Source organism: Micromonospora xinjiangensis (assembly GCF_056150165.1).
In genome coordinates this window covers 613,788-639,918 of record NZ_JAXCFO010000002.1, presented here as the reverse complement: position 1 = coordinate 639,918, position 26,131 = coordinate 613,788, and the positions used below count along the sequence as shown (strand labels likewise).

At 71.9% G+C, this 26,131-nt stretch carries 22 protein-coding genes; 12 read left to right on the top strand and 10 right to left on the bottom strand.

The annotated features are described in order from the left end of the window. Nucleotides 1–77: 77 nt before the first annotated feature. Entirely contained in the window at nt 78–1,295 is a 1,218-nt protein-coding gene (locus SM573_RS09845) for an NADP-dependent isocitrate dehydrogenase (protein ID WP_474615929.1), read from the bottom strand. Between the two features lie 161 nt (nt 1,296–1,456). Here SM573_RS09845 and SM573_RS09840 point away from each other — a divergent pair, with 161 nt between their 5' ends. Then, a complete protein-coding gene (locus SM573_RS09840) occupies nt 1,457–2,245 on the top strand; it encodes an MBL fold metallo-hydrolase (RefSeq protein ID WP_474613603.1) in 789 nt (262 codons plus the stop codon). An 87-nt stretch (nt 2,246–2,332) separates the two neighbouring features. On the opposite strand, the gene mdh is transcribed toward SM573_RS09840, so the two are convergent. Both mdh and SM573_RS09830 read right to left on the bottom strand, forming a co-directional pair. Then, the gene (gene mdh / locus SM573_RS09835; protein WP_474613602.1) at nt 2,333–3,283 is read right to left on the bottom strand and encodes a malate dehydrogenase; all 951 of its coding nucleotides are present in this window, start codon (nt 3,281–3,283) and stop codon (nt 2,333–2,335) included. Between the two features lie 140 nt (nt 3,284–3,423). Further along, nucleotides 3,424–4,284 carry a bifunctional methylenetetrahydrofolate dehydrogenase/methenyltetrahydrofolate cyclohydrolase gene (locus SM573_RS09830; RefSeq protein ID WP_474613601.1) on the bottom strand — a complete coding sequence of 287 codons (861 nt, stop codon included), beginning with the start codon at nt 4,282–4,284 and terminating at the stop codon, nt 3,424–3,426. A gap of 444 nt (nt 4,285–4,728) precedes the next feature. Between SM573_RS09830 and SM573_RS09825 the strand changes: the two genes are divergently transcribed. The 5 genes from SM573_RS09825 to SM573_RS09805 all read left to right on the top strand — a co-directional run bounded on the left by SM573_RS09825 (nt 4,729) and on the right by SM573_RS09805 (nt 10,589). Further along, nucleotides 4,729–6,330 (top strand): peptide ABC transporter substrate-binding protein, encoded by a 1,602-nt coding sequence (locus SM573_RS09825; protein WP_474613600.1) that lies wholly within the window; start codon nt 4,729–4,731, stop codon nt 6,328–6,330. Between the two features lie 198 nt (nt 6,331–6,528). Beyond that, nucleotides 6,529–7,467 carry an ABC transporter permease gene (locus tag SM573_RS09820; RefSeq protein ID WP_474613599.1) on the top strand — a complete coding sequence of 313 codons (939 nt, stop codon included), beginning with the start codon at nt 6,529–6,531 and terminating at the stop codon, nt 7,465–7,467. Nucleotides 7,468–7,575: 108 nt separating this feature from the next. Beyond that, the gene (locus tag SM573_RS09815) at nt 7,576–8,529 is read left to right on the top strand and encodes an ABC transporter permease (RefSeq protein WP_474613598.1); all 954 of its coding nucleotides are present in this window, start codon (nt 7,576–7,578) and stop codon (nt 8,527–8,529) included. Between the two features lie 7 nt (nt 8,530–8,536). After that, entirely contained in the window at nt 8,537–9,574 is a 1,038-nt protein-coding gene (locus tag SM573_RS09810; RefSeq protein ID WP_474613597.1) for an ABC transporter ATP-binding protein, read from the top strand. Next, nucleotides 9,558–10,589 carry an ABC transporter ATP-binding protein gene (locus SM573_RS09805; RefSeq protein WP_474613596.1) on the top strand — a complete coding sequence of 344 codons (1,032 nt, stop codon included), beginning with the start codon at nt 9,558–9,560 and terminating at the stop codon, nt 10,587–10,589. Before SM573_RS09810 ends, SM573_RS09805 begins: the two co-directional genes overlap by 17 nt. A 123-nt stretch (nt 10,590–10,712) precedes the next feature. Here SM573_RS09805 and purH read toward each other — a convergent pair whose 3' ends face one another. Next, nucleotides 10,713–12,281 carry a bifunctional phosphoribosylaminoimidazolecarboxamide formyltransferase/IMP cyclohydrolase gene (purH, locus tag SM573_RS09800; RefSeq protein ID WP_474613595.1) on the bottom strand — a complete coding sequence of 523 codons (1,569 nt, stop codon included), beginning with the start codon at nt 12,279–12,281 and terminating at the stop codon, nt 10,713–10,715. Continuing rightward, nucleotides 12,278–12,901, bottom strand: coding sequence for a phosphoribosylglycinamide formyltransferase (gene purN / locus SM573_RS09795; protein WP_474615928.1), 624 nt, complete (start codon nt 12,899–12,901; stop codon nt 12,278–12,280). Before purN ends, purH begins: the two co-directional genes overlap by 4 nt. Nucleotides 12,902–13,208: 307 nt before the next feature. On the opposite strand from purN, the gene SM573_RS09790 reads away from it, so the two are divergent. Beyond that, nucleotides 13,209–13,763, top strand: coding sequence for a DUF4190 domain-containing protein (locus SM573_RS09790; RefSeq protein WP_474613593.1), 555 nt, complete (start codon nt 13,209–13,211; stop codon nt 13,761–13,763). A 138-nt stretch (nt 13,764–13,901) separates the two neighbouring features. Here SM573_RS09790 and SM573_RS09785 read toward each other — a convergent pair whose 3' ends face one another. The 4 genes from SM573_RS09785 to SM573_RS09770 all read right to left on the bottom strand — a co-directional run bounded on the left by SM573_RS09785 (nt 13,902) and on the right by SM573_RS09770 (nt 18,364). Beyond that, a complete protein-coding gene (locus tag SM573_RS09785; RefSeq protein ID WP_474615927.1) occupies nt 13,902–15,191 on the bottom strand; it encodes a cell division protein PerM in 1,290 nt (429 codons plus the stop codon). A 242-nt stretch (nt 15,192–15,433) separates the two neighbouring features. Then, nucleotides 15,434–16,321, bottom strand: coding sequence for a succinate--CoA ligase subunit alpha (gene sucD / locus SM573_RS09780; protein ID WP_474613591.1), 888 nt, complete (start codon nt 16,319–16,321; stop codon nt 15,434–15,436). Between the two features lie 2 nt (nt 16,322–16,323). Next, the gene (sucC, locus tag SM573_RS09775; RefSeq protein ID WP_474613590.1) at nt 16,324–17,502 is read right to left on the bottom strand and encodes an ADP-forming succinate--CoA ligase subunit beta; all 1,179 of its coding nucleotides are present in this window, start codon (nt 17,500–17,502) and stop codon (nt 16,324–16,326) included. Between the two features lie 457 nt (nt 17,503–17,959). Then, entirely contained in the window at nt 17,960–18,364 is a 405-nt protein-coding gene (locus SM573_RS09770; protein ID WP_474613589.1) for a cobalamin B12-binding domain-containing protein, read from the bottom strand. Between the two features lie 525 nt (nt 18,365–18,889). Here SM573_RS09770 and SM573_RS09765 point away from each other — a divergent pair. The 4 genes from SM573_RS09765 (at nt 18,890) to SM573_RS09750 (ending at nt 22,738) form a co-directional block, all read left to right on the top strand. Then, nucleotides 18,890–19,600, top strand: a complete 711-nt coding sequence (locus SM573_RS09765) for a M23 family metallopeptidase (RefSeq protein WP_474613588.1) — start codon at nt 18,890–18,892, stop codon at nt 19,598–19,600. Nucleotides 19,601–19,862: 262 nt separating this feature from the next. Further along, nucleotides 19,863–20,639 carry a M23 family metallopeptidase gene (locus SM573_RS09760; RefSeq protein ID WP_474615926.1) on the top strand — a complete coding sequence of 259 codons (777 nt, stop codon included), beginning with the start codon at nt 19,863–19,865 and terminating at the stop codon, nt 20,637–20,639. A 73-nt stretch (nt 20,640–20,712) separates the two neighbouring features. Continuing rightward, complete coding sequence (locus tag SM573_RS09755; protein ID WP_474615925.1) at nt 20,713–21,201, top strand: MarR family winged helix-turn-helix transcriptional regulator; 489 nt, start codon at nt 20,713–20,715, stop codon at nt 21,199–21,201. A 73-nt stretch (nt 21,202–21,274) separates the two neighbouring features. Then, a complete protein-coding gene (locus SM573_RS09750) occupies nt 21,275–22,738 on the top strand; it encodes a DHA2 family efflux MFS transporter permease subunit (protein ID WP_474613585.1) in 1,464 nt (487 codons plus the stop codon). Nucleotides 22,739–22,803: 65 nt separating this feature from the next. Here the strand turns inward: SM573_RS09750 and pcrA are convergent, their stop codons facing one another. Next, nucleotides 22,804–25,203, bottom strand: a complete 2,400-nt coding sequence (gene pcrA, locus SM573_RS09745; RefSeq protein WP_474613584.1) for a DNA helicase PcrA — start codon at nt 25,201–25,203, stop codon at nt 22,804–22,806. A gap of 557 nt (nt 25,204–25,760) precedes the next feature. Here pcrA and SM573_RS09740 point away from each other — a divergent pair. Then, nucleotides 25,761–26,033: a chorismate mutase gene (locus SM573_RS09740; RefSeq protein ID WP_474613818.1), complete on the top strand. Its 273-nt coding sequence runs from the start codon at nt 25,761–25,763 to the stop codon at nt 26,031–26,033. The last annotated feature ends 98 nt before the right edge of the window (nt 26,034–26,131 follow it).

The following is a 26,131-nucleotide window of genomic DNA, read 5'->3' as shown; positions in this document are numbered from 1 at the left end:
TGACGGAAACCGCTCCCACGGGCGCGACAGGGCCCGCCGGCGGGGTGCCGGCGGGCCCTGTCGTGTGCTGGCGAGGATCAGGCGGCGAGCTTGCGCGCCAGGTTCTCGTCGAGCGCGTTCATGAACTCGTCGGTGGTCAGCCACGGCGCGTCCCGGCCGATGAGCAGCGCCAGGTCCTTGGTCATCTGGCCGCCCTCGACGGTGTCGACGATGACCCGCTCCAGGGTGTTGGCGAACTCGGTGACCGCCGGGGTGCCGTCCAGCTTGCCCCGGTGGGCGAGGCCCCGGGTCCAGGCGTAGATCGACGCAATCGGGTTGGTCGAGGTCTTCTCGCCCCTCTGCCACTGCCGGTAGTGCCGGGTGACCGTGCCGTGCGCGGCCTCGGCCTCGACCGTACGGCCGTCCGGGGTCATGAGGACCGAGGTCATCAGGCCGAGCGAGCCGAAGCCCTGGGCCACGGTGTCGGACTGCACGTCACCGTCGTAGTTCTTGGCGGCCCAGACGAAGCCACCCTCCCACTTGAGCGCCGCGGCGACCATGTCGTCGATGAGCCGGTGCTCGTAGGTGATGCCGGCGGCCTCGAACTCGGCCTTGAACTCGTTCTCGAAGACCTCGGCGAAGAGGTCCTTGAACCGGCCGTCGTAGGCCTTGAGGATCGTGTTCTTGGTCGACAGGTAGACCGGGTAGTTGCGGTCCAGGCCGTACCGGAACGACGCCCGGGCGAAGTCCCGGATCGACTCGTCGAAGTTGTACATGCCCATGGCGATGCCGCCGCCGGGGAAGTTGGCGACCTCCATCTCCACCGGGGCGGACCCGTCGGCCGGGGTGTAGGTGATGGTCACCGTGCCCGGGCCGGGGACGACGAAGTCGGTGGCCTTGTACTGGTCGCCGTGGGCGTGCCGGCCGATGATGATCGGCTTGGTCCAGCCCGGCACCAGCCGCGGCACGTTCGACATGATGATCGGCTCGCGGAAGACGACGCCACCGAGGATGTTGCGGATGGTGCCGTTCGGCGACCGCCACATCTTCTTGAGGCCGAACTCCTCGACCCGGGCCTCGTCCGGGGTGATCGTCGCGCACTTGACGCCGACGCCGTGCTCCTTGATGGCGTTGGCCGCGTCGACGGTGACCTGGTCGTCGGTCTCGTCGCGGTGCTGGATCGACAGGTCGTAGTAGTGCAGGTCGACGTCGAGGTAGGGCAGGATCAGCTGCTCCCGGATCTGCTTCCAGATGATCCGGGTCATCTCGTCGCCGTCGAGCTCCACGACCGGGTTGTTTACCTTGATCTTCGCCATCGGCCGGCGCTCCTCTCGGGGGACACGTGCTCAAGCAGTACGAGCGTACTGGAACCGGCCGGCGTTCCCCACCCGGCCTCCGTCGGACCGTTGAGCTGCCCGTACGCGGACGGTTGGAAATGGGGATGCCCGACCACGACGGGCGCTGGCATCATCGCCGGATGCCGCCCAGTCGCATCCTCGGGTCTATCACGGTCACCGCGCTCACGGACGGGGAGGGACCGTTCTTCGAGCCCCGGACGGCGGCGTTTCCCACCGCGACGGCCGAGCACTGGCGGGAGGCGGACCGGCGCGACCCGGCGTCCGTGACCACGGACGGCCGGTGGTGGCTGAGATTCCGGTGCTTCGCGCTGCGGGCCGGCGACGGACCGGTCACCCTGGTGGACGCCGGCATCGGGCCGGCCGACTCACCCGCCGCGAGCTGGGCGCCCGTGCCGGGCCGGCTGCCGCGGGAACTGGCCGACGCCGGCATCGACCCGGCGGACGTCCGGCGGGTCGTGCTCACCCACCTGCACACCGATCACGTCGGCTGGGCCGGCCCGCTCTTCCCGAACGCGGAGTACCTGGTGCAGCGGGCCGAACTGGGCGCGCTGGAGCTGTTCCACCCGGACCTGCCGGCCCGGCTGCTGGGGCCGTTGCGCGCCGCCGGCCAGCTCCGGGAGGTCGACGGCGAGGTCGTCGTCACCCCGGGTGTACGTCTGCTGCCGACGCCCGGGCACACCCCCGGCCACCAGTCGGTGCTGCTCGACGGCGGGGACGAGCGGCTGCTGCTCACCGGCGACCTGCTGGTGCACGCCGTGCAGCTGGTAGACCCGGAGCTGGCGTACGCCCACGAGGCGGACCCGGTGGCGGCGCGTGCCTCCCGGGTGACCCTGCTCCGCGCGCTCGCCGAACAGGGCCGAACCCTCCTGGCCACCCCCCACCTGAGCACCCCCTTCACTCCCCTCTGACCCCTCCCGCCCTCCCCGGGCGGGGTGGCAGGTACGACGAAGGGGGCACGCCGATTCGGCGTGCCCCCTCCGGCTGGTGTGCGTGGGTCACATGTTGGCGACGTCGCCCTGCTTGGCGCGGACGGCCTCGGCGGCCTCCTTCAGGCTGGCCAGCTCGTCGGCGTCCAGGTCGGTCTCGACGACCCGCTTGACGCCCTCGGCGCCGATCTCGGCCTCGACGCCCAGGTAGACGCCGGAGATGCCGTACTGGCCGTCGACCCAGGCGCAGACCGGCATGACCTCGCCGGAGTCCTCGGCGACCGCCTTCGCCATCCGCGCGGCGGCGGCCGAGGGCGCGTAGTAGGCCGAGCCGGTCTTCAGCAGCGCGACCACCTCGGCGCCACCGTTGCGGGTGCGGACGACCAGGTCCTCGATCTGCTCGGCGGGCATCACGTCGCGCAGCGGCTTGCCGTTGACGGTGCTCTTCGACGGCACCGGCACCATGGTGTCACCGTGCGAGCCGAGCGTGAGCGTCCGGACCGACTTGACCGGGACGTTCAGCGCCTCGGCCACGAAGTTGGTGAACCGGGCGGTGTCGAGCATGCCGGCCTGGCCGAGCACCCGGTTGCGCGGGAACTGGGTGGCGAGCTGGGCCAGCGCCGTCATCTCGTCGAGCGGGTTGGAGACCACGATGACCACGGCGTTCGGGGCGTACTTGGCCACGTTCTCGGACACCTGACGGACGATCTTGGCGTTCGTCTCCAGCAGGTCCATCCGGCTCATGCCCGGCTTGCGGGGCAGACCGGCGGTGATCACGACGACGTCCGAGCCCTCGATGGCCTCGTAGCCCTCACCGTTCGGGCCGGTGGTCACACCCACGACCTTGGTCTCGAAGCCCTCGATCGACCGCGACTGGTTCAGGTCCAGTGCGATGCCGGCGGGCTTGCCCTCGACGATGTCGGTGATCACGACGGTGTCGAAGACGTCGTACTCGGCCAGGCGCTGTGCGGTGGTGGAGCCGTAGAAGCCGGCCCCGACGACAGTGACCTTCTTACCCATGGTCGTCCCACTCCCTGATACCAGTCGGTTTTCCGGACCGTATCAGCCATCCTGGCACCGAACCGGCCAGGGGCGGACGGTTATGGCGCGACCGGTGGGGAAGGTGCCCTTCCGCCACCGATCGCCTCGATTACCGTTGCTCAGCCCTGCTCGGCCCGCTCGACCACGTTGGTGAGCAGCATGGCCCGGGTCATCGGCCCGACGCCGCCCGGCATCGGCACGAGCGCCCCGGCCACCTCGACCACCTCGGGGTGCACGTCGCCGGTGTAGCGGCCCTTGCCGTCCGGCCCGACGACCCGCGTGATGCCCACGTCGACCACCACCGCGCCCGGGGTGATCATGTCGGCGGTGAGCAGGCCCGGCACACCGGCGGCCACGATGACGATGTCGGCGGCCCGCGTGTGCGAGGCCAGGTCGAGGGTGCCGGTGTGGCAGAGCGTCACGGTGGCGTTCTCACTGCGCCGGGTCAGCAGCAGGCCGAGCGGGCGGCCCACCGTGTTCCCGCGGCCGACGACCGCGACCTTCGCGCCGCTGAGCCCCACGTCGTGGCGGCGGAGCAGCTCGACGATGCCGCGCGGTGTGCAGGGCAACGGGCCCGGGTAGCCGAGCACCAGCCGACCGAGGTTGACCGGGTGCAGTCCGTCGGCGTCCTTCGCCGGGTCGATCAGCTCCAGCACGCGCTGGGTGTCGAGGTGGGCCGGGAGCGGCAGCTGGACGATGTAGCCGTGGCACGCCGGGTCGGCGTTGAGCTCGGCGAGCACCTGCTCGACCTGGTCCTGGGTCGCGTCGGCCGGCAGCTCCCGGCGGATCGAGGCGATGCCCACCTCGGCGCAGTCCCGGTGCTTGCCGTTGACGTACGCCTGGGAGCCGGGGTCGGACCCCACCAGCACCGTGCCGAGACCCGGGGTGATGCCCCGTTCGGCCAGGGCCTTCACCCGGGCCCGCAGCTCGTCCTTGATCTCCGCCGCGGTCGCCTTGCCGTCCAGAAGCGTCGCCGTCACGTGCAGATCGTCTCACGTGCGGGGCCCGCGGGTCGCGACGACCCGGTGACGCCCCGGCTCCCTGCCGGAGCCCACGGCCTCGCGCGTACGTGACGGTGTGTGACATGACTTTGGTCACTCTGAGTTGCCGCCGTGCTTTTGGTCACCGGCGGAAGGGATGCCACGGGAGGGCGACGACAACTCGGACAGGCAGGCACCGCCGCACCCACCGGGGCACCGAGAAGGACGGCAGTCCACGAGCCAAATCCCTCGCCAGGGCCGAATTTACCGCCTGGGTCACTAGCAGGCGGGTGACCCCGGGGCAAAGGCCGCCGGACCACTCCGTTACGGGGCTGAAACCGAGTCGTTGCCGAAAGTCGGTTCCCGACCTACCGTTGCCGATCGTTGCGCAGCGTTACCCAGCGCCGGGCTTGACTGCGCAGTGTGAGGAGATGAGGAGGCTCAATGCGAGTTCGTAGGCTCGCCGCCTGGACCGCCCTCCCGCTCGCGGTGACGCTGGGCCTCGCGGCCTGCGGCAGCGGCGGCGACGGTGGGTCCGGCGGCAGCGGCTCCGATGCGGTCAGCATCCAGATCGGCGAGCCGCAGCACCTGGTTCCGACCAACACCACCGAGACGTCCGGTTCGCAGGTCCTCGCCGGCCTGTTCAGCCCGCTCGTGGACTACGACGCCCAGAACAAGCCGGTCGAGGTCGCGGCCGAGTCGGTGACGTCGACCGACAACAAGGTCTGGACGATCAAGCTCAAGGACGGCTTCACCTTCCACAACGGCGAGAAGGTCACGTCCGACGACTACATCAACGCCTGGAACTACGGCGCCTACGCGCCCAACGGTCAGGGTGCCAGCTACTTCTTCGAGAAGATCGCGGGCTACCAGGACCTGCAGGGCGACGCGCCGAAGGCCAAGACCATGTCCGGCCTCAAGAAGCTGGACGACCTGTCCTTCCAGGTGACGCTGTCGTCCCCGTACATCGACTTCAAGACGATGCTCGGCTACAACGCGTTCTACCCGCTGCCGGACGCCGCGTTCTCCGCCCCGGGCGTGCTCAAGGAGAACTACGAGCAGGCGCCGATCGGCCAGGGTCCGTTCAAGATGAAGGGCACCTGGCAGCACGACAGCAAGATCGAGGTGGAGCGCTACGACGCCTTCCCGGGCGAGAAGCCGAAGGTCAAGGACGTCGAGTTCCGGATCTACCAGCAGCTCAACGCGGCGTACGCCGACCTGCTGGCGGACAACCTCGACGTGCTGCCGACGATCCCGACCGAGAACCTCAGCACCGCGCCGACCGACCTGGGTGACCGGTACCAGACCAGCCCGATGTCGTCGTTCCAGTTCCTGGCGTTCCCGACGTTCGACAAGGACTTCGCGAACGCGGACGTGCGCAAGGCGATCTCGATGGCGATCGACCGGGACGAGATCACCAAGTCGATCTTCAAGAACTCGCAGCAGCCGGCCCGCTCGTTCGTCTCGCCGGTCCTGCCGGGCTACCGGGAGAACACCACGGGCGCCGCGGGCGAGTTCAACCCGACCGAGGCCAAGAAGCTGTACCAGGCCGCCGGCGGCCCGTCGAAGATCACCATCTCCTACAACGGCGACGGTGGTCACAAGGACTGGGTCGACGCGACCATCAACCAGCTCAAGACCAACCTGGGTGTGGACGCCGTCGGCGTCGCCGAGCCGAAGTTCTCCGACCTGCTGAACAAGGTCGAGAAGAAGCAGCCGGTGGGTCTGTTCCGGCTCGGCTGGGTCATGGACTACCCGTCCATGGAGGACTACCTGGGCCCGCTGTACAGCACCAACGGCTCGTCGAACTACTACGGCTACAGCAACCCGGAGTTCGACAAGCTGGTCAAGGAGGGCGCTGCCGCTCCGACCCAGGAAGAGGCGATCAAGAAGTACCAGCAGGCCGAGGACATCCTGGCCAAGGACATGCCGGTGATCCCGCTCCGCTTCGGCGAGAACGTGTTCGGGCACTCGTCCAAGGTCAAGAACGTCGAGATGGACCTGTTCCAGCGCGTCAACCTGGTCAAGATCGAAGCGGCCAGCTGAGCTGACCGCGGCGTGGGCCACCCGGGGCCGGTCCCCGGGTGGCCTGCCCACGCCCGAACCGGCCCCGGCGCTCACCGTCGCGGCCGGATCCGGCGCCGGCCCTGACCAGGGGCCGAGGACCGGGTCGCGGATATTTCCGGTACGACCAGAGACGTCGTCTTGCGACCCCTTCGCATTTTTCCGGAGAGACTGGAAAGTATGTTCCGCTTCATCCTGCGGCGCCTTCTGCAGATGGTCCTGGCGTTCTTCGGGACCACTCTGATCGTCTACGCGCTGATGTTCGCCGGGCAGAGCGACCCGATCCAGGCCCTCGCGGGTGAGCGGCCGGTGACCGCCGCTCAGCGGGCATACCTGACGGAGAAGTACCACCTCGACCAGACGGGTGTCGGTGGCTTCTTCTACCGCTACTTCGACTACGTCCGGAGCCTGCTCCAGGGCGACCTCGGCCAGTCCCTGACCGGCCGGAACATCGGTGACATCCTCCAGCAGGCCTGGCCCGTCACCGTGAAGCTCGCGCTGATCGCGCTCGCGGTCGCCGTGATCTTCGGGGTGACCGCCGGTGTGATCGCCGGCATCCGGCGCGCCGGCATCTTCGACAACTCGACGCTGGTGCTGACGCTGCTGGTGCTCGGCATCCCGACCATCGTGCTGGCGCCGCTCGCCCAGTACTTCCTCGGCGTCAAGTGGCAGGTCTTCCCGCCCACCGCCGGAGCGGAGCCGAGCTTCTACGCGCTCCTGCTGCCCGGCATCGTGCTCGGCTCGCTGTCGCTGGCCACCGCGCTGCGGCTCACCCGCACCTCGGTCGCGGAGAACCTGCGCGCCGACTACGTCCGCACGGCACGGTCGAAGGGCCTGGTCAAGCGGCGCATCGTCAGCGTCCACGTGCTGCGCAACTCGCTCATCCCGGTGGTGACCTTCCTCGGCGTCGAGCTGGGCAACCTGATGAGCGGCGCGATCATCACGGAGGGCGTCTTCAACATCCCCGGCGTGGGCTTCAACCTCTTCCGGGGCATCCGCACGGAGGACGGTCCCCTGGTCGTGGGCTTCGTCAGCGTGCTCGTCGTGGTCTACCTGGTCTCGAACCTCCTGGTGGACGTCCTGTACGCCGTACTCGACCCGAGGATCCGCTATGAGTGAGCGCAGTCGCGGCCCGGTGCGGGGAGCGCCGCGCCAGCGCGGCGGACGAATGATCAACGCAGCGTGCTTGGTTGCTCGTGTCGGCACCGAGCGGAGCGAGGTGACGGCATGAGTGACTTTGAAACCGTGGCGGCCAGCGAGAACCAGGCCGCCCGACGTGGCCCCTCGGGTGAGCCCGGCACGCCGAACCAGGTGGGCGCGCAGAAGACGCGCAGCCTCGCCGGGGACGCCTGGCGCGACCTGCGCCGCAACCCGATCTTCTGGATCTCGCTGGTCCTGGTCGCGGCCGTCACCCTGATGGCGATCGTCCCCGGCCTGTTCACCGCCAACGACCCCCAGGACTGCCTGCTCTCCCGGCAGAACGCCGGGCCGTCCGGCGGGGCGATCTTCGGGTACGACTTCCAGGGCTGCGACACGTACGCCCGCGCGGTCTACGGCTCCCGGGCCTCCTTGCTGGTGGGGGCGCTGTCCGCCCTGTTCACCGGCGTGATCGCCCTGGTCATCGGCATGCTCGCCGGCTACTTCGGCCGCTGGGTGGACGCGGTGCTGTCCCGGGTGATCGACATCGTGCTCGGCATCCCGCTGCTGCTGGCCGCGATCGTCCTGCTCAAGCGGGTCGGCAGCGACAGCCCGAACGCCCGGATCACGGCGGTCATCTTCGTGCTGGCGATCCTCGGCTGGACCACGGCGGCCCGCGTCGTCCGCTCCTCGGTGATCACCGCCAAGGAGCAGGACTACGTCGCCGCCGCCCGGATGCTCGGCGCCGGCCACGGCCGGATCATGCTGCGCCACATCCTGCCGAACTCGCTGGCCCCGGCCATCGTGGTGCTGACCATCGCGCTCGGTTCGTTCATCGCCGCCGAGGCGACGCTCTCGTTCCTGGGCATCGGCCTGAAGGCCCCGACCATCTCCTGGGGCCAGGACATCGACACCGGCCGGATCCACATGCGGGAGTCCTCGACCCCGCTGATCGTTCCGTCGGCCTTCCTCGCGCTGACCGTGCTGGCCTTCATCATGCTCGGCGACGCGATCCGTGACGCCTTCGACCCGAAGCTGCGGTGAGCCTCCGATGACAGATTCCACCGTCCAACCCACCCCCGCCTCCGCGACCCCCGAGGGCGGCCACCTGCTCGAGGTACGGGACCTGCACGTCGAGTTCCGCACCAACGAGGGCGTGGCCAAGGTGATCAACGGGGTGTCGTACCACCTCGACGCCGGAGAGACGCTCGCCGTGCTCGGCGAATCCGGGTCCGGCAAGTCGGTGACCGCTCAAGCGATCATGGGCATCCTGGACACCCCGCCCGCGCACATCCGCTCCGGTCAGATCCTCTACCAGGGCCGCGACCTGCTCGCGCAGTCCGAGGAGCAGCGGCGGCAGGTGCGCGGCAAGGAGATCGCAATGATCTTCCAGGACGCGCTCTCCGCGCTGAACCCGGTCTTCCCGGTCGGCTGGCAGATCGGCGAGACGCTGCGCCAGCGCGAGGGCATGTCCCGGGCGGACGCCCGGCGCCGGGCCGTCGAGCTGATGGACCTCGTGAAGATCCCGGCCGCCGCGCGGCGGGTCGGCGACTACCCGCACCAGTTCTCGGGCGGCATGCGGCAGCGCGTCATGATCGCCATGGCGCTGGCGCTCAACCCGAAGGTGCTGATCGCCGACGAGCCGACCACGGCGCTGGACGTGACCGTCCAGGCCCAGATCATGGACCTCCTCGCCGACCTGCGCCGCGACCTCGGCATGGCGATGATCCTGATCACCCACGACCTGGGCGTGGTCGCCGGCGTCGCGGACCGGATCGCCGTGATGTACGCCGGCCGCATCGTCGAGCACGCCGACGTGCGCTCGCTCTACCGGGCGCCGGCACACCCGTACACCAAGGGGCTGCTGGAGTCGATCCCGCGCCTGGACGTCCGCGGCCAGGAGCTGTCGACGATCAAGGGGTTGCCGCCGAACCTGATGCGCATCCCCTCCGGCTGCCCGTTCCACCCCCGGTGCCCGTACGTGCAGCAGGTCTGCGTCGACGTGGTGCCGCACGACCTGGTCCTCGGCGACGGCCGGACCAGCGCATGCCACTTCGCGCAGGAGGTGCGTGATGACAGCGCCCGCTAGCCCCACCAAGGTCCGGGGCGAGACCATCCTCTCCGTCGACAACGTCGTCAAGCACTTCCCGATCACCCAGGGCGTGCTGTTCAAGAAGCAGGTCGGCGCGGTCAAGGCCGTGGACGGGGTCAGCTTCGAGCTGCGCCGGGGCGAGACCCTCGGGGTGGTGGGCGAGTCCGGCTGCGGCAAGTCGACGCTGGCCCGGCTGCTCATGCGGCTGGAGACCCCGACCTCCGGCTCGGCGACCCTGGAGGGGCGGGACCTGTTCAAGGCCTCCGGCTCCGAACTGCGCCGGCTGCGGCGCAACATGCAGATGGTGATGCAGGACCCGTACACCTCGCTGAACCCGCGGATGACGGTCGGCGACATCATCGGCGAGCCGTTCGAGATCCACCCGGACGCCGCCCCCAAGGGCAGCAAGCGCCGGCGGGTGCAGGAGCTGCTGGACGTGGTCGGCCTGAACCCCGAGCACATCAACCGGTACCCGCACCAGTTCTCCGGCGGCCAGCGGCAGCGCATCGGCATCGCCCGCGCGCTCGCGCTGCGTCCGGAGATCATCGTCTGCGACGAGCCGGTGTCGGCGCTGGACGTCTCCATCCAGGCACAGGTGATCAACCTGTTGGAGCAGCTCCAGGACGAGTTCGGGCTCTCCTACATCTTCATCGCGCACGACCTGTCCGTGGTCCGCCACATCTCCGACCGGGTCGCCGTCATGTACCTCGGCAGGATCGTGGAGATCGGCACCGAGGACGAGATCTACGAGCGGGCCACCCACCCGTACACCCAGGCGCTGCTCTCCGCCGTGCCCGTGCCGGACCCGGAGGTACGTCACGAGCGGAACATCATCCGCCTGACCGGCGACGTGCCCTCGCCCGCGGACCCGCCCTCGGGCTGCCGGTTCCGGACGCGGTGCTGGAAGGCGCAGGAGATCTGCGCCAAGGAGGACCCGGCGACCGTCCCGCGCGCCGCCGACCCGCACCCCTCGGCCTGCCACTTCGCGGAGACCCGCCCCACCGCAGCCTGACCCCGCGACCCCGCCCCCGCCGCGGGGCACGCGGGCGCCCGGGGCGCCCGGGCTACCGCCGCCCCGCGCGGGCTTCCGGGGCCGTGGGCGTTCGTCGCCCGTGCGGGGGTCGGGGTGGGTGGGTCAGTGGAAGAAGTGGCGGGTGCCGGTGAGATACATGGTCACGCCGGCCTCCTTGGCGGCCGCGATGACCTCCTCGTCGCGGATCGAGCCACCCGGCTGCACGATGGCCCGGACGCCGGCCTCGATGAGGATCTTCGGGCCGTCGGCGAACGGGAAGAACGCGTCCGACGCGCAGACCGAGCCGCGCGCCCGGTCGGCGCCGGCCCGGCGCACCGCGAGCTGGGCCGAGTCGACCCGGTTCACCTGACCCATGCCGACTCCGACGGTCGCGCCGTCCCGGGCGAGCAGGATCGCGTTGCTCTTGACCGCGCGGACGGCCCGCCAGGCGAAGGCGAGGTCCGCCAGCGTCTCCTCGTCGGCCGGGTCGCCGGCCGCGAGCCGCCAACTGGCCGGGTCGTCGCCGGGCGCGTCGATCCGGTCCGCCATCTGCACCAGCACGCCGCCGCTGACCTGCCGCCACTCCGCGGGCGGCGGGTTCCAGGCCGGGGCGCGCAGCAGGCGGATGTTCTTCTTGCCCTGGAGCACCTCGACGGCGCCCGCCTCGAACTCCGGCGCCACCACGACCTCGGTGAAGATGTCGGCCACCTGCCGGGCCAGCTCGACCGTGACCGGCCGGTTGACCGCGATCACCCCACCGTACGCGGAGACCGGGTCACAGGCGTGCGCCTTGCGGTGCGCCTCGGCGACGTCCGCCCCGACCGCGATGCCGCACGGGTTGGCGTGCTTGATGATCGCCACCGCGGGCTGGTCGGCGAAGTCGTTCGCGGCCCGCCACGCGGCGTCCGCGTCGACGTAGTTGTTGTAGGACATCTCCTTGCCGTGCAGCTGCTCGGCCTGGGCCAGCCCGACCGGCGCGTCCGGGTCGGTGTAGAGCGCCGCCGCCTGGTGCGGGTTCTCGCCGTAGCGCAGCGCCCGGTCCGCCCGCAGCGCCAGCCCGGCGAAGGCGGGCCACTCCGGCTCGCCGCCGAGCTGCACCGCGCACCAGTTCGCCACCGCCACGTCGTACTCGGCGATGTCGGCGAAGGCCCGCGCGGCCAGGGCGCGGCGCTGGGCCAGCGTGAAGCCCCCGGCGTCGAGCGCCGTGCGCAGGGCCGGGTACGCCGACGGGTCGGTCACCACGGCCACCGAGGCGTGGTTCTTGGCGGCGGCGCGGACCATCGCCGGACCGCCGATGTCGATCTGCTCGACGCACTCGTCGAGGCTCGCGCCGGAGGCGACGGTCGCCTGGAACGGGTAGAGGTTGCTCACCAGCAGGTCGAACGGCGCGACGCCCAGCTCGTCGAGCTGATCGGCGTGGGACTGCTTGCGCAGGTCGGCCAGGAGGCCGGCGTGCACCTTCGGGTGCAGCGTCTTGACGCGCCCGTCGAGCACCTCGGGGAAACCGGTGAGCGTCTCCACCGCGGTGACCGGCACCCCGGCCCCGGCGATCGTCGCCGCCGTACTGCCGGTCGACACGATCTCGACGCCGGCCTCGTGCAGCGCCCGGGCCAGCTCGACCAGACCGGTCTTGTCGTACACGCTGACCAGGGCCCGCCTGATCGGGCGGCGCTCGTCCTGAGTGGAGCTCACGGGATCGTGACCTTTCTTCCGGTGATCGTCCAGCCGTTGCGGACGAGGCGGCCGACCTGCTCGACGAGCTGGCGGCGCTCGGCCGACTTGATGCGTTCGGTGAGCGTGTCCTCGTCGTCGTCGTCGAGCACCGGCACGGCGACCTGGGCGACGATCGGGCCGGTGTCCATGCCGGCGTCGACGAAGAAGAGGGTGGCCCCGGTGATCTTCACGCCGTAGGCGAGGGCGTCGCGCGGGCCGTGGATGCCGGGGAACGCGGGCAGCAGGGTGTTGTGCGTGTTGAGGTAGCGGTCGCCGAAGGCGGAGAGGAAGTGCGGCCCGACCAGCTTCAGGAACCCGGCCGAGATGACCAGGTCGGGGCGGTGCGCGGCGACCTGCGCGGTGAGGGCGCGGTCCCAGTCCTCACGGGAGTCGTACGCCTTCAGCGGCACCACGAAGCTCGGCACCCCCGCCGCGGCGGCACGGTCCAGACCGGCGATCCCGTCGCGGTCGGCGCCGCCCGCGACCACCCGGGCGCCGTAGGCGGGATCGTCGGCCGCGTCCAACAGCGCCTGGAGGTTGCTCCCGGACCCGGAGACGAGGACGACGAGGCGGGCGGCGGAGACGGGCTCGGACGACACGCGGCAACCCTATCGGGCAGGTCGGAGTGACCGACGTCTGGGCGGCGCGGCCGCGTCCGGCGGCGGACTGGCAGCGGACCGGTACGCTGCGGCTCGACTCGTTCGGGCCGCCGCGTGCCCGGTCCCGCCGCCGAGCGGGGCCGCATCCGCCGAATCGACGACAGGGAGCACCCATGCAAACCGGGCCGGCCCGGGCCGCCGCTCGACGACGACGTCGTGTTGCGGTGCTGCGACCGGGCCGCCCGGGCGCGATCATGAGTAACAACACCAACACGTACTGACGGACACAGCCAAGGAGCCTCGTCGCATGCAGCCCGGTAACCCCGGTCAGGACCCGTACGGCCAGCAGCCGAACCAGGACCCGACCTCCCAGCCGCACCACGACCCGTACGCCCCGCCGCCGGCCGCCCCGTACGGTCAGCAGCCCACGTCCGGCCAGCCCTACGGGCAGCCCCAGGGCCAGCAGCCGCCCTACGGCCAGCAGCCCCAGTACGGGCAGCAGCAGCCGTACGGGCAGCCGCAGGACCCGTACGGACAGCAGCAGCCGTACGGCTCGGCCCCCACGTACCCGAACGCGGGCTACCCGCAGGCCAGCGGCCAGAACAACACCCTCGGCCTGGTGTCGATGATCCTCGGCATCGCGTCGATCCCGCTGGTGTGCTGCTTCTACCTGGGCATCCCGGTGGGCATCGCCGGCATCATCACCGGCTACCTGGGCAAGCAGAAGGCCGACCAGGGCCAGGCCAGCAACGGCGGCCAGGCCAAGGCCGGTCTGATCTGCGGCGCGGTCGGCGTCGGCCTGGGCATCCTGTCCATCATCCTGAGCGTCGTCCTCCAGGTGAACCTGCCGACCGAGCCCTGATCGTCGGTCGAGCGGGAGGGGCGTCGCGCGGCGAGCGGGGCGCCCCTCCCGCGTGTTCCGGCCGGGCGGGTGTGGCCACCGCGCACGGCGGCGCGGCCGGTCGTCCGCCCGGCGGGGGCCGTCGACGGCGGCGGGCGGTCAGCGGACGGCGGTGCGGGTGAACGCGCGGACGGCGGCGGCGCCGAGCAGCGCTCCGGCCGTGACCACGGCGGTCGTCACCGCGGCCACCTGCCAGGCGACCGGGCCCATGTCGGCGAGCCGGCCGCCGCCGAGCGGTCCGCCGGAGGCGGCGGCGGCCGCACCGAGCAGGACGCCGGCCACCGGCCCGGCGATCGCCGCCGGCGCGAGCAGCGGCTTCCAGGCGAGCGACGCCCGCTCGTCCGCGGCGAGGCGGACCAGCCGGCGGGCGAGCAGCCAACCGGCGGTCATCCCGGCCAGCACCGGCACGGCGAGCAGCCCGGCGCCGAGCCCGTCGATGGGGCCGCGGGGCAGCCCGGCGAGCAGCGGTACGGCCGGCAGCGCGCCGACGGAGACCTCGCTGGTGCGTACGGCCGTGTCGGTGCCGACGGCGAAGCCGGGACCGAGCAGGTAACTGGTCGACCAGATCGCGGCGTTGGGCGCGTACGCGAGGCTGATCAGGATGATTCCGGCCTGGCCCGCGACCCCCGTCCGGTACGCGCCGATCATGTCGGCGGCGTCGCCACCGCCGGTCGCCACGGCCAGGCCCGCCGCGCCGGCACCGGCGGCGAGCAGGAGCAGGCCGGCGACGAGGCCGGTGCGGATCCCGTCGCGGAGCACGGTCGGCGCCCGCTCGGCGAGCAGTCCGGACACCGCCGTGACGCGTGCGGCACCGGCCAGGGCGGCGAGTGTGCCGAGCAGGACGAAGGTCAGCCCGGCGCGAACCGGTGAGGTGCCCGAGCCGCCCAGACCGACCAGCACCGCGGCGAGCACGCCGAGCAGCGCGTAGCCGACGCCGACCGCCGCCGCGGCGGTGAGCGCCTGGCGCGGCGACCGCCCGCCACGGGCGCCCATCGCCCGGCTCACGTGCACCCCGGCCCGGCTCAACCGCCAGACCACGAGGGCGGTGAGGGCCAGCGGGGCGAGCCCGAGCGGCCCCGCGTCGGTGCCCAGCGGCACGCCGTGACCGAGCAGCCAGCCGGCCAGCCCGGCGCGCAGCGCACCGGTGACCGACCCGGCGTCCTCGCTGAGCTGGGCCAGACCGAGCACGACCGCGACGGGCAGGTACGACGTGAGCGCGGCCCCGACGGCGGCCACCGCGGCGGCCACCGCCAGCGGCGCCCGGGCCCGCCGCGGCTCGCCGGTGCGCGGGGCCGGCACCCGCCTGCCGGTGACGGCGCGGTCGGCCGGCCGGTCGTCGGCGGTGACCGCGCCGGAACGGCGGGTGTGATCAGGGGTGTCGGGGGACATCAAGGTCTACTCTGGCACGTCGCGTGCGCGACGGCAGTCCGATACCGACGCGGCGCGACCGCGAGTTGCGTGAAACGGCGCCACCGCCGGGTCGCGGAGCGCCGTGATCCAGAAGCGGCGCGGAGAAACGCGGCGGAGACGGGAGCGTCCGGCATCGACGGCAGTGCGGGCGGTCGCGGGAACGCGGGAAAGGCTGAGGGGGCCGACCGCTCGGGTCGACCCCCTCACCGGGAACGATCCGCTCAACCGGCGGACATGATCTCCCGCATGAGGCGGGCGGTCTCGGTCGGCGTCTTGCCGACCTTGACGCCGACCGCCTCCAGCGCCGCCTTCTTCGCGTCGGCGGTGCCGGCCGAGCCGGAGATGATCGCGCCGGCGTGGCCCATGGTCTTGCCGGGCGGCGCGGTGAAGCCGGCGATGTAGCCGACCACCGGCTTGGTCACGTTGGCCTTGATGAACTCCGCGGCCCGCTCCTCGGCGTCACCACCGATCTCACCGATCATCACGATCGCGTCGGTGTCCGGGTCGGCCTCGAAGGCGGCGAGGGCGTCGATGTGGGTGGTGCCGATGATCGGGTCACCGCCGATGCCGACGCAGGTCGAGAAGCCGATGTCCCGCAGCTCGTACATCATCTGGTAGGTCAGGGTGCCGCTCTTGCTGACCAGGCCGATCCGGCCGGAGCCGGTGATGTCGGCCGGGATGATGCCGGCGTTCGAGGCGCCCGGGGAGGCGATGCCGGGGCAGTTGGGCCCGATGATCCGGGTCCGCTCGCCCTTGGCCACGTTGTACGCCCAGAGCGCGGCGGTGTCGTGCACCGGCACGCCCTCGGTGATCACCACGGCCAGGTCGATGCCGGCGTCGATCGCCTCGATCGCCGCGGCCTTGGTGAACTGCGGCGGCACGAAGATGACCGTGACGTCGGCCCCGGTCTCCTTCATGGCGTCCGCCACGGTGGCGAAGACGGGCAGCTCGGTGCCGTCGAAGTCGACCGTCTGGCCCGCCTTGCGCGGGTTGACGCCGCCGACGACGTTGGTGCCGGCGGCGAGCATCCGCCGGGTGTGCTTGGAACCCTCGGAGCCGGTCATCCCCTGAACGATGACCTTCGAGTCCTTGGTCAGCCAGATTGCCATGTTCAGACCCCCGCAGCGGCCAGCTCGGCGGCCCGCTCGGCCGCGCCATCCATGGTGTCGACCCGCTCGATGAGCGGGTTGTTCGCGCCGTCGAGGATCGCCCGGCCGGCCTCGGCGTTGTTGCCGTCGAGCCGGACGACGAGCGGCTTGGTGACCTTCTCGCCGCGCTGCTCCAGCAGGGCGAGCGCCTGCACGATGCCGTTGGCGACGGCGTCACAGGCGGTGATGCCGCCGAAGACGTTGACGAAGACGCTCTTCACCGAGGGGTCGGAGAGGACGATCTCCAGCCCGTTCGCCATCACCGCGGCGCTCGCGCCGCCGCCGATGTCGAGGAAGTTCGCCGGCTTGACGCCGCCGTGCCGCTCACCGGCGTACGCGACCACGTCGAGGGTCGACATGACCAGACCCGCGCCGTTGCCGATGATGCCGACCTCGCCGTCGAGCTTGACGTAGTTGAGGTCCTTCTCCTTGGCGGCCTGCTCCAGCGGGTCCACGGCGGCCTGGTCGACCAGCGCCTCGTGGTCCGGGTGGCGGAACGCGGCGTTCTCGTCCAGGCTCACCTTGGCGTCGAGGAGCAGCAGCTTGCCCTCGCCGGTCTTGGCCAGCGGGTTCACCTCGACGAGGGTGGCGTCCTCGGCGACGAACGCCTTCCACAGGCCGACGGCGACCTCGACGACCTGGTCGGCGACCTCGGCCGGGAAGTTGGCGGCGGTGACGATCTCCCGCGCCTTCGCCTCGTCCACGCCCTTGACCGCGTCGATCGGGGCCTTGACGACCTTCTCCGGAGTCTCGGCGGCGACCTGCTCGATGTCCATGCCACCGGCCACGCTGGCGATGCAGAGGAAGGTGCGGTTCGCCCGGTCGAGCAGGTAGGAGAAGTAGTACTCCTCGGCCACGTCCGCGGTCACCGTGATCATGACCTTGTGGACGGTGTGCCCCTTGATGTCCATGCCGAGGATGTCGGTGGCCCGGGCCACCGTCTCCTCCGCGCCCTCGGCCAGCTTGACGCCGCCGGCCTTGCCCCGGCCGCCGACCTTCACCTGCGCCTTGACGACCACCCGGCCGCCGAGGCGTTCGGCGATCGCGCGGGCCTCCTCCGGGGTAGTGGCGACGCCGCCGGCCAGCACGGGCAACCCGTGCCGCTCGAACAGGTCCCGCCCCTGGTACTCGTACAGGTCCACGATTGCGCGTCCCGTCCCGTCTCCGCGGCGCGCCGTCGCGCCGCCACCAGCGTTTGGAAAACAGTTTGACGCCTGTCATCAGTTGAAACAGGCCATTGGCCGCAGCCTAGCGAGGTCGCCACCGGGGGCAACCGAGCGGGTGCGCGGTGTGCGGTAATGCACAGGCACCGGTACGTAGAGGTCGTCGCACGGCCGTCGCGCGATGCCGGGTCAGCCGTCCGGGGGATGTTGGGGGCGGTGCGTAACCCCTCCGTCGGGGCGTCGTTGAGTCAGGTGTCGGAGCGCTGATGCGCGACGACGGGAGACGGCCGATGCCCTGTCGGTCGAGGGGTGGCGGCGGGGCATCGTGCATAGAGGGGCCGGACGTGTGAGGGGTGCGTCCGGCCCCTCCCCCGTGTCTGCCGCCGGTCGGGCCCGGCCGCCCCGGGAACGGGTGAGCTTCGAGACGCCGACCGGGTCAGCTCACCGGCTGCGCGACGTTCTGCCGCACCCAGTCCACGATCGCGGTGGTGGTGGCGCCCGGCGTGAAGATCTTGGCGACGCCCAGCCGCTCCAGCTCGGGGATGTCGGCGTCCGGGATGATGCCGCCGCCGAAGACCACGATGTCCCGCGCGTCGCGCTCGGCGAGCAGCTCGAGCACCCGGCGGAAGAGGGTCATGTGCGCCCCGGAGAGCACCGACAGCCCAACGGCGTCCGCGTCCTCCTGGATGGCCGTCTCGACGATCTGCTCCGGCGTCTGGTGCAGGCCGGTGTAGATGACCTCCATGCCGGCGTCCCGCAGCGCGCGGGCGACCACCTTCGCGCCTCGGTCGTGGCCGTCCAGGCCTGGCTTGGCGACGACGACCCGAATACGAGAGCTCATCAGCGCACACCTTTCACCGGCTCCGCGGCCATTCACCTGAACGAACGGTAACCCGGCGGGAGGGGGCCGGGAAATCGGGGCCGGCAGACCCGCCGGGCCCGGGGAACACGGGCGCGGCGGTCTCGCCGCCCTGGCGACCCGCCACCGGGCCGACGCGCGCGCCCCGGACCCCTTCGCGCGTCGCTCCTGGTCACAGACCCGACGGTCGAGCACCGCCTCCGCGGTCAGGCGCCGGCGGGGCGTCGCGTCAAGCCGGACGAGTCCGCCGAAGCGGTCACGGTCAGCGACGAACAGACAGTAAGCAGGGCACCGAATGGCGGCGCGAGGCGTGACAATCACGGACGCAAACGGACAGATCGACACGCCAATTCGGCGCTCTGGCTTGTGACTCGTGTTGCTGTTGGCTAACGTGTCCACGGTTGTCATCAGGTCCACGGACGGGTGACGACGTGGCCAGCAGACGTTCACGACAGCGTCACCGACCGTCCGCCGGCCACCTCGGAACCCCGACAACGGAGGGTGTGCGTGCGCCAGCGCCTGTCGTCTGAGCCCGATAGATATCGCGGTCGCCGCCGCGTACCCACCCCACCGCGGAGCCGCTACGCCGCAGTCGTCACGACCGCCTTCGTCGGCGCCGGCATCGTCGCGCTCGGCGCGAACGCGCTGCCCGACGCCAAGACCGTCAACCCGGCGGCCCTCGACGAGGTCCGCCAGGCCTCCATCGCCAGCGAGGACGCGGCCGCCCGCGCCGACTCCGCCGATCGCGCATCCCGTGACAGCTCCCGGGGCAAGGAGGCGGCCGAGGGCGACGTCTGGATGCTCCCCCTGCAGGGCTACGACCTGAAGTCGTCGTACGGCGAGCGCTGGGGAAAGCTGCACACCGGTGTCGACATGGTCGTCCCGGAGGGCACCCCCTACGTGGCCATCCACGACGGCACCGTCACCAAGGCCGGCTGGTTCGGCGGCTACGGCTACGCCGTCATCGTGCAGCACCCGGACGGCAGCGAGGCGATCTACGGCCACTCCTCCGTGTTGAGCGTGAAGGAGGGCCAGCAGGTCAAGGCCGGCGACCAGCTCGGGCTGGTGGGCAACACCGGCCACTCCTACGGCTCCCACCTGCACCTCGAGCTGCATGTCAAGGGCGAGCCGATCGACCCGAAGCCGTGGCTCCAGGAACGCGGAGTGGACATCGAGCTACAAGTCGAGACGTACTACAACGACGTAGCCGCGTCCTGACGCTGCGCATCGACCGTTGACCGCCCGGATCAGCCGATCCGGGCGGTTTCGTGTGCACGGAAGTGACCTGCGCCACAGCGCGGAGTGTGACAGGCACCATCGATGCCCATGATCGTTTGGGTGGCGAAACCGCCCAGGCCGGGACGTACCCCGGCAGCGAGCGACATCGCGACGGCGACGGGGTCGCGCCCCCTCGGCCGGACGCGGTGCGGGCTGGCCAGGATCGTCCGGGTCCGACACCCCTCGACGTGAAGGTCCACCCGTGCAGGAAGACAGCACCACCCAGAACGAGCAGCGCGTCGACGCCGGGGTCACCCGGCACCGCCGGCCCGTCGGCCGCGTCCGACTCCTCGCGGTCGGGGCGGTCGCCCTGGTGGGCCTCGGCGTCGCCGGCGCCGCGATCGCCGCGACCGGAGACGACCCGAGGCCGGCCCCCGTCTCGCTCGACGCCCGGGCGCGCGCCGAGGCCGCCGCGCGTGCCGATCGTTCGGCCCGCGAGTCGAACACCCCGGCCAGCCCGACGAGCACCCCTACGGCCAGCCCCTCGCCGAGCACGACCAGCGCCAGCCCGTCCCCCACGGCCAAGCCCGCCACCAGCAAGCCGAAGCCGAAGAAGACGGCGAAGCCCAAGCCGAAGCCGGGCTGGGTCATCCCGATGAAGGGCGCGACGATCACCTCCTGCTTCGGTCCCCGTTGGGGCACGCAGCACCAGGGCATCGACTTCGCCATGCCGGCCGGCACGCCGATCCACGCCGCCTTCGGCGGCACGGTCGTCAAGGCGGGAGACGCCGGTGACGGGTACGGCAACTCCGTCTTCATCGACCACGGCAACGGCTACCTGACCCACTACGCCCACCAGAGCCGTCTCGTCGTCAGCGTCGGGGACAAGGTCACCACCGGCCAGGTCATCGGCTACGAGGGCGCGACCGGCGACGCCACCGGCCCGCACCTGCACTTCGAGGTGCACCAGGGCCAGATGTGGAACCAGATCGACCCGGCACCGTTCCTGCGCGCCCGGGGCATCAGCGTCGGCTGCTGAAGCCGGTCCGCCCCGCGCATGGCTGGCCCTTTGCGGATAATCTGTCACGGATCAAGTCGGTACGCTGGTCACCATGACCGCACTGGCGCCGCGTCGCACCACGCCCGACCTGTCATTCCTGCTCGACCACACCGGTCACGTCCTGCGGACCCGGATGGCGGCCGCGCTCGACGAGATCGGGCTCACCGCCCGCATGCACTGTGTCCTCGTCCACGCCCTCGAGGAGGAGCGCACCCAGATCCAGCTCGCCGAGATCGGCGACATGGACAAGACCACCATGGTGGTGACGGTGGACGCCCTGGAGAAGGCCGGCCTCGCCGAACGACGCCCCTCCAGCACCGACCGGCGGGCCCGGATCGTCGCGGTGACGGAGGAGGGCGCCCGGGTGGCCCGCCGGAGTCAGGAGATCGTCGACCGCGTGCACGGGGAGGCGTTGGCGGCACTGCCCGCGGACGAGCGGGAGGTGTTCCTGCGCGCCATGAACCGCCTGGTGAAGGGACATCTCGCGGCACCGGTGGAGAGCCCGCGCCCGGTGCGCCGGGCACGCCAACAGAGTAGCTAGATCCCAAGCAGATTGTCTCTAACAAAACTATCCGCTATGGTCCCTCCTGTCGCCACTGCACAGGAGGCACTCCATGCTCGCCCGCTCGACCTCTTCCTCCCCCGGTTCCCGCTGGCTCGCCCTCGGCGTGCTCGCCACCGGATCGCTCATGACCATCCTCGACGGCAGCATCGTCACCGTGGCGATGCCCGCCATCCAGGACGACCTGGGCTTCTCGCCGGTGGATCTCAGCTGGATCGTCAACGCCTACCTGATCGCGTTCGGCAGCCTGCTGCTGCTCGCCGGACGGCTCGGCGACCTGCTCGGCCGGAAGCGGCTGTTCCTGGCCGGCACCGCCCTCTTCACCGCCGCCTCGGTGCTGGCCGGCGCGGCGACCTCTCCCGCGATGCTGATCGCCGCCAGGTTCGCGCAGGGCGTCGGAAGCGCCATGGCCACCGCCGTCAGCCTCGGCATCCTGGTGACGCTCTTCGCCGACCCCGGTGAACGCTCCCGGGCGATCGCCGTCTTCAGCTTCACCGGCGCCGCCGGCGCCGCCATCGGTCAGGTGCTCGGCGGCCTGCTGACCGACGCCCTCGGCTGGCACTGGATCTTCCTCATCAACCTGCCGATCGGGCTCGCCACGCTCGCGCTCGCCGGGCGGACACTGCCCTCCGCTCGTGGACTCGGTCTCGCCGCGGGCGCCGACGCCGTCGGCGCTCTCCTGGCCACCGCCGGGCTGGTGCTCGCCATCTACACCGCGGTGAAGGTCGAGGAGCACGGGTGGGCGTCGCTCCACACGCTCGGCACCGGCGCGCTCGCCGTCGCCCTGCTCGTCGCGTTCGTCGTCCGGCAGGCCACCGCCACCAACCCGCTCATGCCGTTGGGGATCCTCCGGTCCCGTGCCGTGTCCGGCGCCAACGTGGTCCAGGTCCTGACGGTCGCCGCGTGCTTCGCCTTCCAGGTCCTCGTCGCGCTCTACCTCCAGCAGGTCCTCGGATACGACGCCACCCGGACCGGCCTCGCGATGCTCCCGGCGGCCGTCGCCATCGGCGCGGTCTCGCTGGGCGTCTCCGCCCGGCTCAACGCCCGCTACGGCGAACGCCGGGTCCTGTTGACCGGGCTGGCGCTCCTCGTCGTCATGCTCGGACTGCTCACCCGCGTCCCCGTACACGCGAACTATCTCACCGACCTGCTCCCGGTCATGCTGCTCGCGTCCGGGTTCGGGCTGGCACTGCCCGCGCTGACCACGCTCGCCATGTCCGGCGCGCGGCCCGACGAGGCCGGCCTCACCTCAGGGCTGTTCAACACCACGCAGCAGATCGGCATGGCCGTCGGTGTCGCCGTGCTGTCCACACTCGCGGCGTCCCGCACCGACGACCTGCTCGCGGGCGGCCAGCACCAGGCCGAGGCGCTCACCGGCGGCTACCGGTCCGCCTTCGCCGCCGGCGCCGGGCTCCTCGCCACCGCGGCCATCGCCGCGTACCTCCTGCTGCGCCAGCCGGCCCAGCGGCAGGCCGGGCACCGGGAGGGCTCCCCCGCGCCCGTCACCGCGACCTGACCGCGCGAGGAGCGCGCCGGGACGCGACGCCCGGGCCCGGCAGTGCCGGGCCGGGCGTCGACGCCTCAGAGCTTGTCGATCGGGGCGTGCCGCAGCACCAGCCAGAGGGTCTGGTCACCGAAGTCGATCTGTGCCCGGGCCCCCGGGCCGTGCCCCTCCACCACGATCACGCGGCCCAGGCCGTAGCGCTGGTGGTTGACCCGGTCACCGGCGGCCACCTTCGGCGCCTGCGGCAGCTCGCTGGCCGTGGTCAGCCGGCTGCCGTCCACGCCGAGCCGCCGCGCCAGCTGCGCCGCCTTCGGCGTGCCACCGGTGAAGCCGCCACGCCCGCCGGGCGCGCGGTCCGCACGGCCCCCCACGCCGCCGCCACCGCCGGCCCACGAGGTGTACGACCCCTCGGTGCGCTCCCAGCGCACCAGCTCCGGCGGCAGCTCCTCGAGGAATCGCGACGGCGGGTTGTAGGCCGGCTGCCCCCACGCCGAGCGGGTCACCGCGCGGGAGAGGTAGAGGCGCTGCCGGGCGCGGGTGATCCCCACGTACGCCAGTCGCCGCTCCTCCTCCAGCTCGCGGGTGTCGCCGAGCGACCGCAGGTGCGGGAAGACGCCGTCCTCCAGGCCGGTCAGGAAGACCACCGGGAACTCCAGGCCCTTCGCGGTGTGCAGGGTCATCAGCGTGACGACGCCCTGGTGGTCCGGGTCGTCCGTGGGCACCTGGTCGGCGTCGGCGACCAGGGCGACCTGTTCCAGGAAGCCGGCCAGGGTGGCCCGCTCGCCCTCGGCCCCGGTCGCCTCGACCCGCTCGGTGTACTCCCGGGCGACGCTCACGAGCTCCTGGAGGTTGTCGACCCGGCCGGCGTCCTGCGGATCGATGCTCTCCTCCAGCTCGCTCAGGTAGCCCGACCGGGTGAGCAGAGCCTCCAGCACCTCCTCGGGAGTGCCGGTCTCCGCGACCTCCCGGGCACCGTCGAGCAGCGCCACGAAATCGGCGATGCTGTTCGCCGCGCGGGTGGAGATGCCGGGCGCCTCCTGGGCGCGGCGCAGGGCCGCGCCGAACGAGATCCGCTCCCGGCTGGAGAGCGCCTCCACGCACGCCTCCGCCCGCTCGCCGATCCCCCGGCGCGGCGTGTTGAGGATGCGCCGCAGGCTCACCGTGTCGTCGTCGTTGACCACGGCACGCAGGTAGGCCAGGGCGTCGCGGACCTCCTTGCGCTCGTAGAAGCGCACGCCGCCGACGACCTTGTAGGGCAGGCCGACCCGGATGAAGACCTCCTCGAACACTCGGGACTGGGCGTTGGTGCGGTAGAAGACCGCCACGTCGCCCGGCCGGGTGTCGCCGGCGTCGACCAGCTGGTCGATCTCGCGGGCCACCCAGTCCGCCTCGGCGTGCTCGGTGTCGGCCACGTAGCCCACGATCTGCTCGCCGGGGCCCGCGTCACTCCACAGCCGCTTCGGCTTGCGGGCGGTGTTGCGGTCGATCACGGCGTTGGCCGCGTTGAGGATCGTCTGGGTGGAGCGGTAGTTCTGCTCCAGCAGGATCGTCCGGGCGTCGGTGAAGTCCCGCTCGAACTCCAGGATGTTGCGGATCGTCGCGCCCCGAAACGCGTAGATCGACTGGTCCGCGTCGCCCACCACGCAGAGCTCGGCCGGCGCCAGCCCCTCGGTGCCCGAGACCAGCTCCTTGATGAGGACGTACTGGGCGTGGTTGGTGTCCTGGTACTCGTCGACCAGCACGTGGCGGAAGCGCCGGCGGTAGGTCTCCGCGACATGCGGGTGCGACTGGAGCAGATGCACCGTCGTCATGATCAGATCGTCGAAGTCCAGCGCGTGTGCCTCGCGCAGCCGGCGCTGGTAGAGCGCGTAGGCCTCGGCGAGCGCCCGCTCGTTGGGGCCCTTCGCGCGGGCGGCGAACTCGTCCGGGTCGACCAGCTCGTTCTTCAGGTTGGAGACCTGGGCGGCGAGCCCCCGCGCCGGGTAGCGCTTGGGGTCGAGATCCAGCTCCCGGGCGACCATCTGCATGAGCCGGCGCGAGTCGTCCGCGTCGTAGATGGAGAAGGTCGACTTCAGCCCGGCGTGCTCGTGCTCGGCGCGCAGGATCCGGACGCAGGCGGAGTGGAACGTCGACACCCACATGAGGCGTGCCCGTGGCCCGACCAGCGCGGCCACCCGCTCCTTCATCTCACCGGCCGCCTTGTTGGTGAAGGTGATCGCGATGATCTCCCCGGGGTGCACGTCCCGGGCGGCGAGCAGGTAGGCGATCCGGTGGGTCAGCACCCGGGTCTTGCCGGAGCCGGCACCCGCCACGATCAGCAGGGGCGAGCCGGCGTGGGTGACGGCGTCACGCTGCGGCCCGTTGAGCCCGGTGAGCAGTTCCTGCGGGTCGAGGCGGCTGCCCGCGTGGCCGGGCCGCTTCGGGCGGGCGGGCTCGGGCGCGGGCGGGGACGCGGGGATGTCGAAGAGAGGATGCATCGCACGGCGAGTCTATGCCGCCCCCCGGACACTCCCCGACCGCAGCACGCCCGCGGGCACGGCGGCCCGCGACGCGTACGCCGCCGGCAACGGCGACCGCGGCCCGGCGCCGGCCGGCGGGCCCGGTTGGTGGGATTCCTTGCGCGCCGGGGCTCGGCGTGGGCATACTCGACGGCGTGTTCGGTCAGCGCTACTACTTTTACTACGGCACCGGGAGTCCGGCAGCCGTGGGTCGCGCCTGATCAACAGACCTGCGAGAAGCCCCGGGCTCCTGGAGCCCGGGGCTTTCTCGTTCCCGGGTTCCGGGCACCGGGGCACGACGGCCGAGGGGTACGGCGATGATGACAGACGTGGTGCAGCAGAACGGCGGCCCGGCGCGGCGCGGCGGTGGGGAGCCCGACGGCGCGTCGGCGGAGCGTCCCGCGGCGGACGGCGGGACGGGTGCCGCGCCGGTGCCCGACGCCGCCGCGGCGGCCGACGACCCGGGCCGGGCAGCCCCCGCGGCGGGCGGCGCGACGGGCGCGGACGCCACCACCGGGCCGGCGGGCGGGTCGCCGGTGCTGGACGCCGGCACGCAGGAGCCGATGGCGGCGGCCCGCATCCGGGAGATCCGTCAGCGCATCGACCAGATCGACCAGGCGATCATCGACCTCTGGCTGGAGCGCGCGAGCCTCTCCCAGGAGGTCGGCGCGACGCGGATGGCCTCCGGCGGCACCCGGCTCGTGCTCTCCCGGGAGCGCGAGATCCTGGAGCGCTTCCGGGCGGCGCTCGGCGCGGACGGCACCCAGGTCGCGCTGCTCCTGCTCCGCGCGGGCCGCGGCCCGCTCTGACGAGGGCCCGGAGGCCGCCCGGCCCGGGTGGGGCGGCCACCGCGGGTCACCGGAAACGGCGAACCGCCTGCCGGCGTCTCGCGACGCCGGCAGGCGGT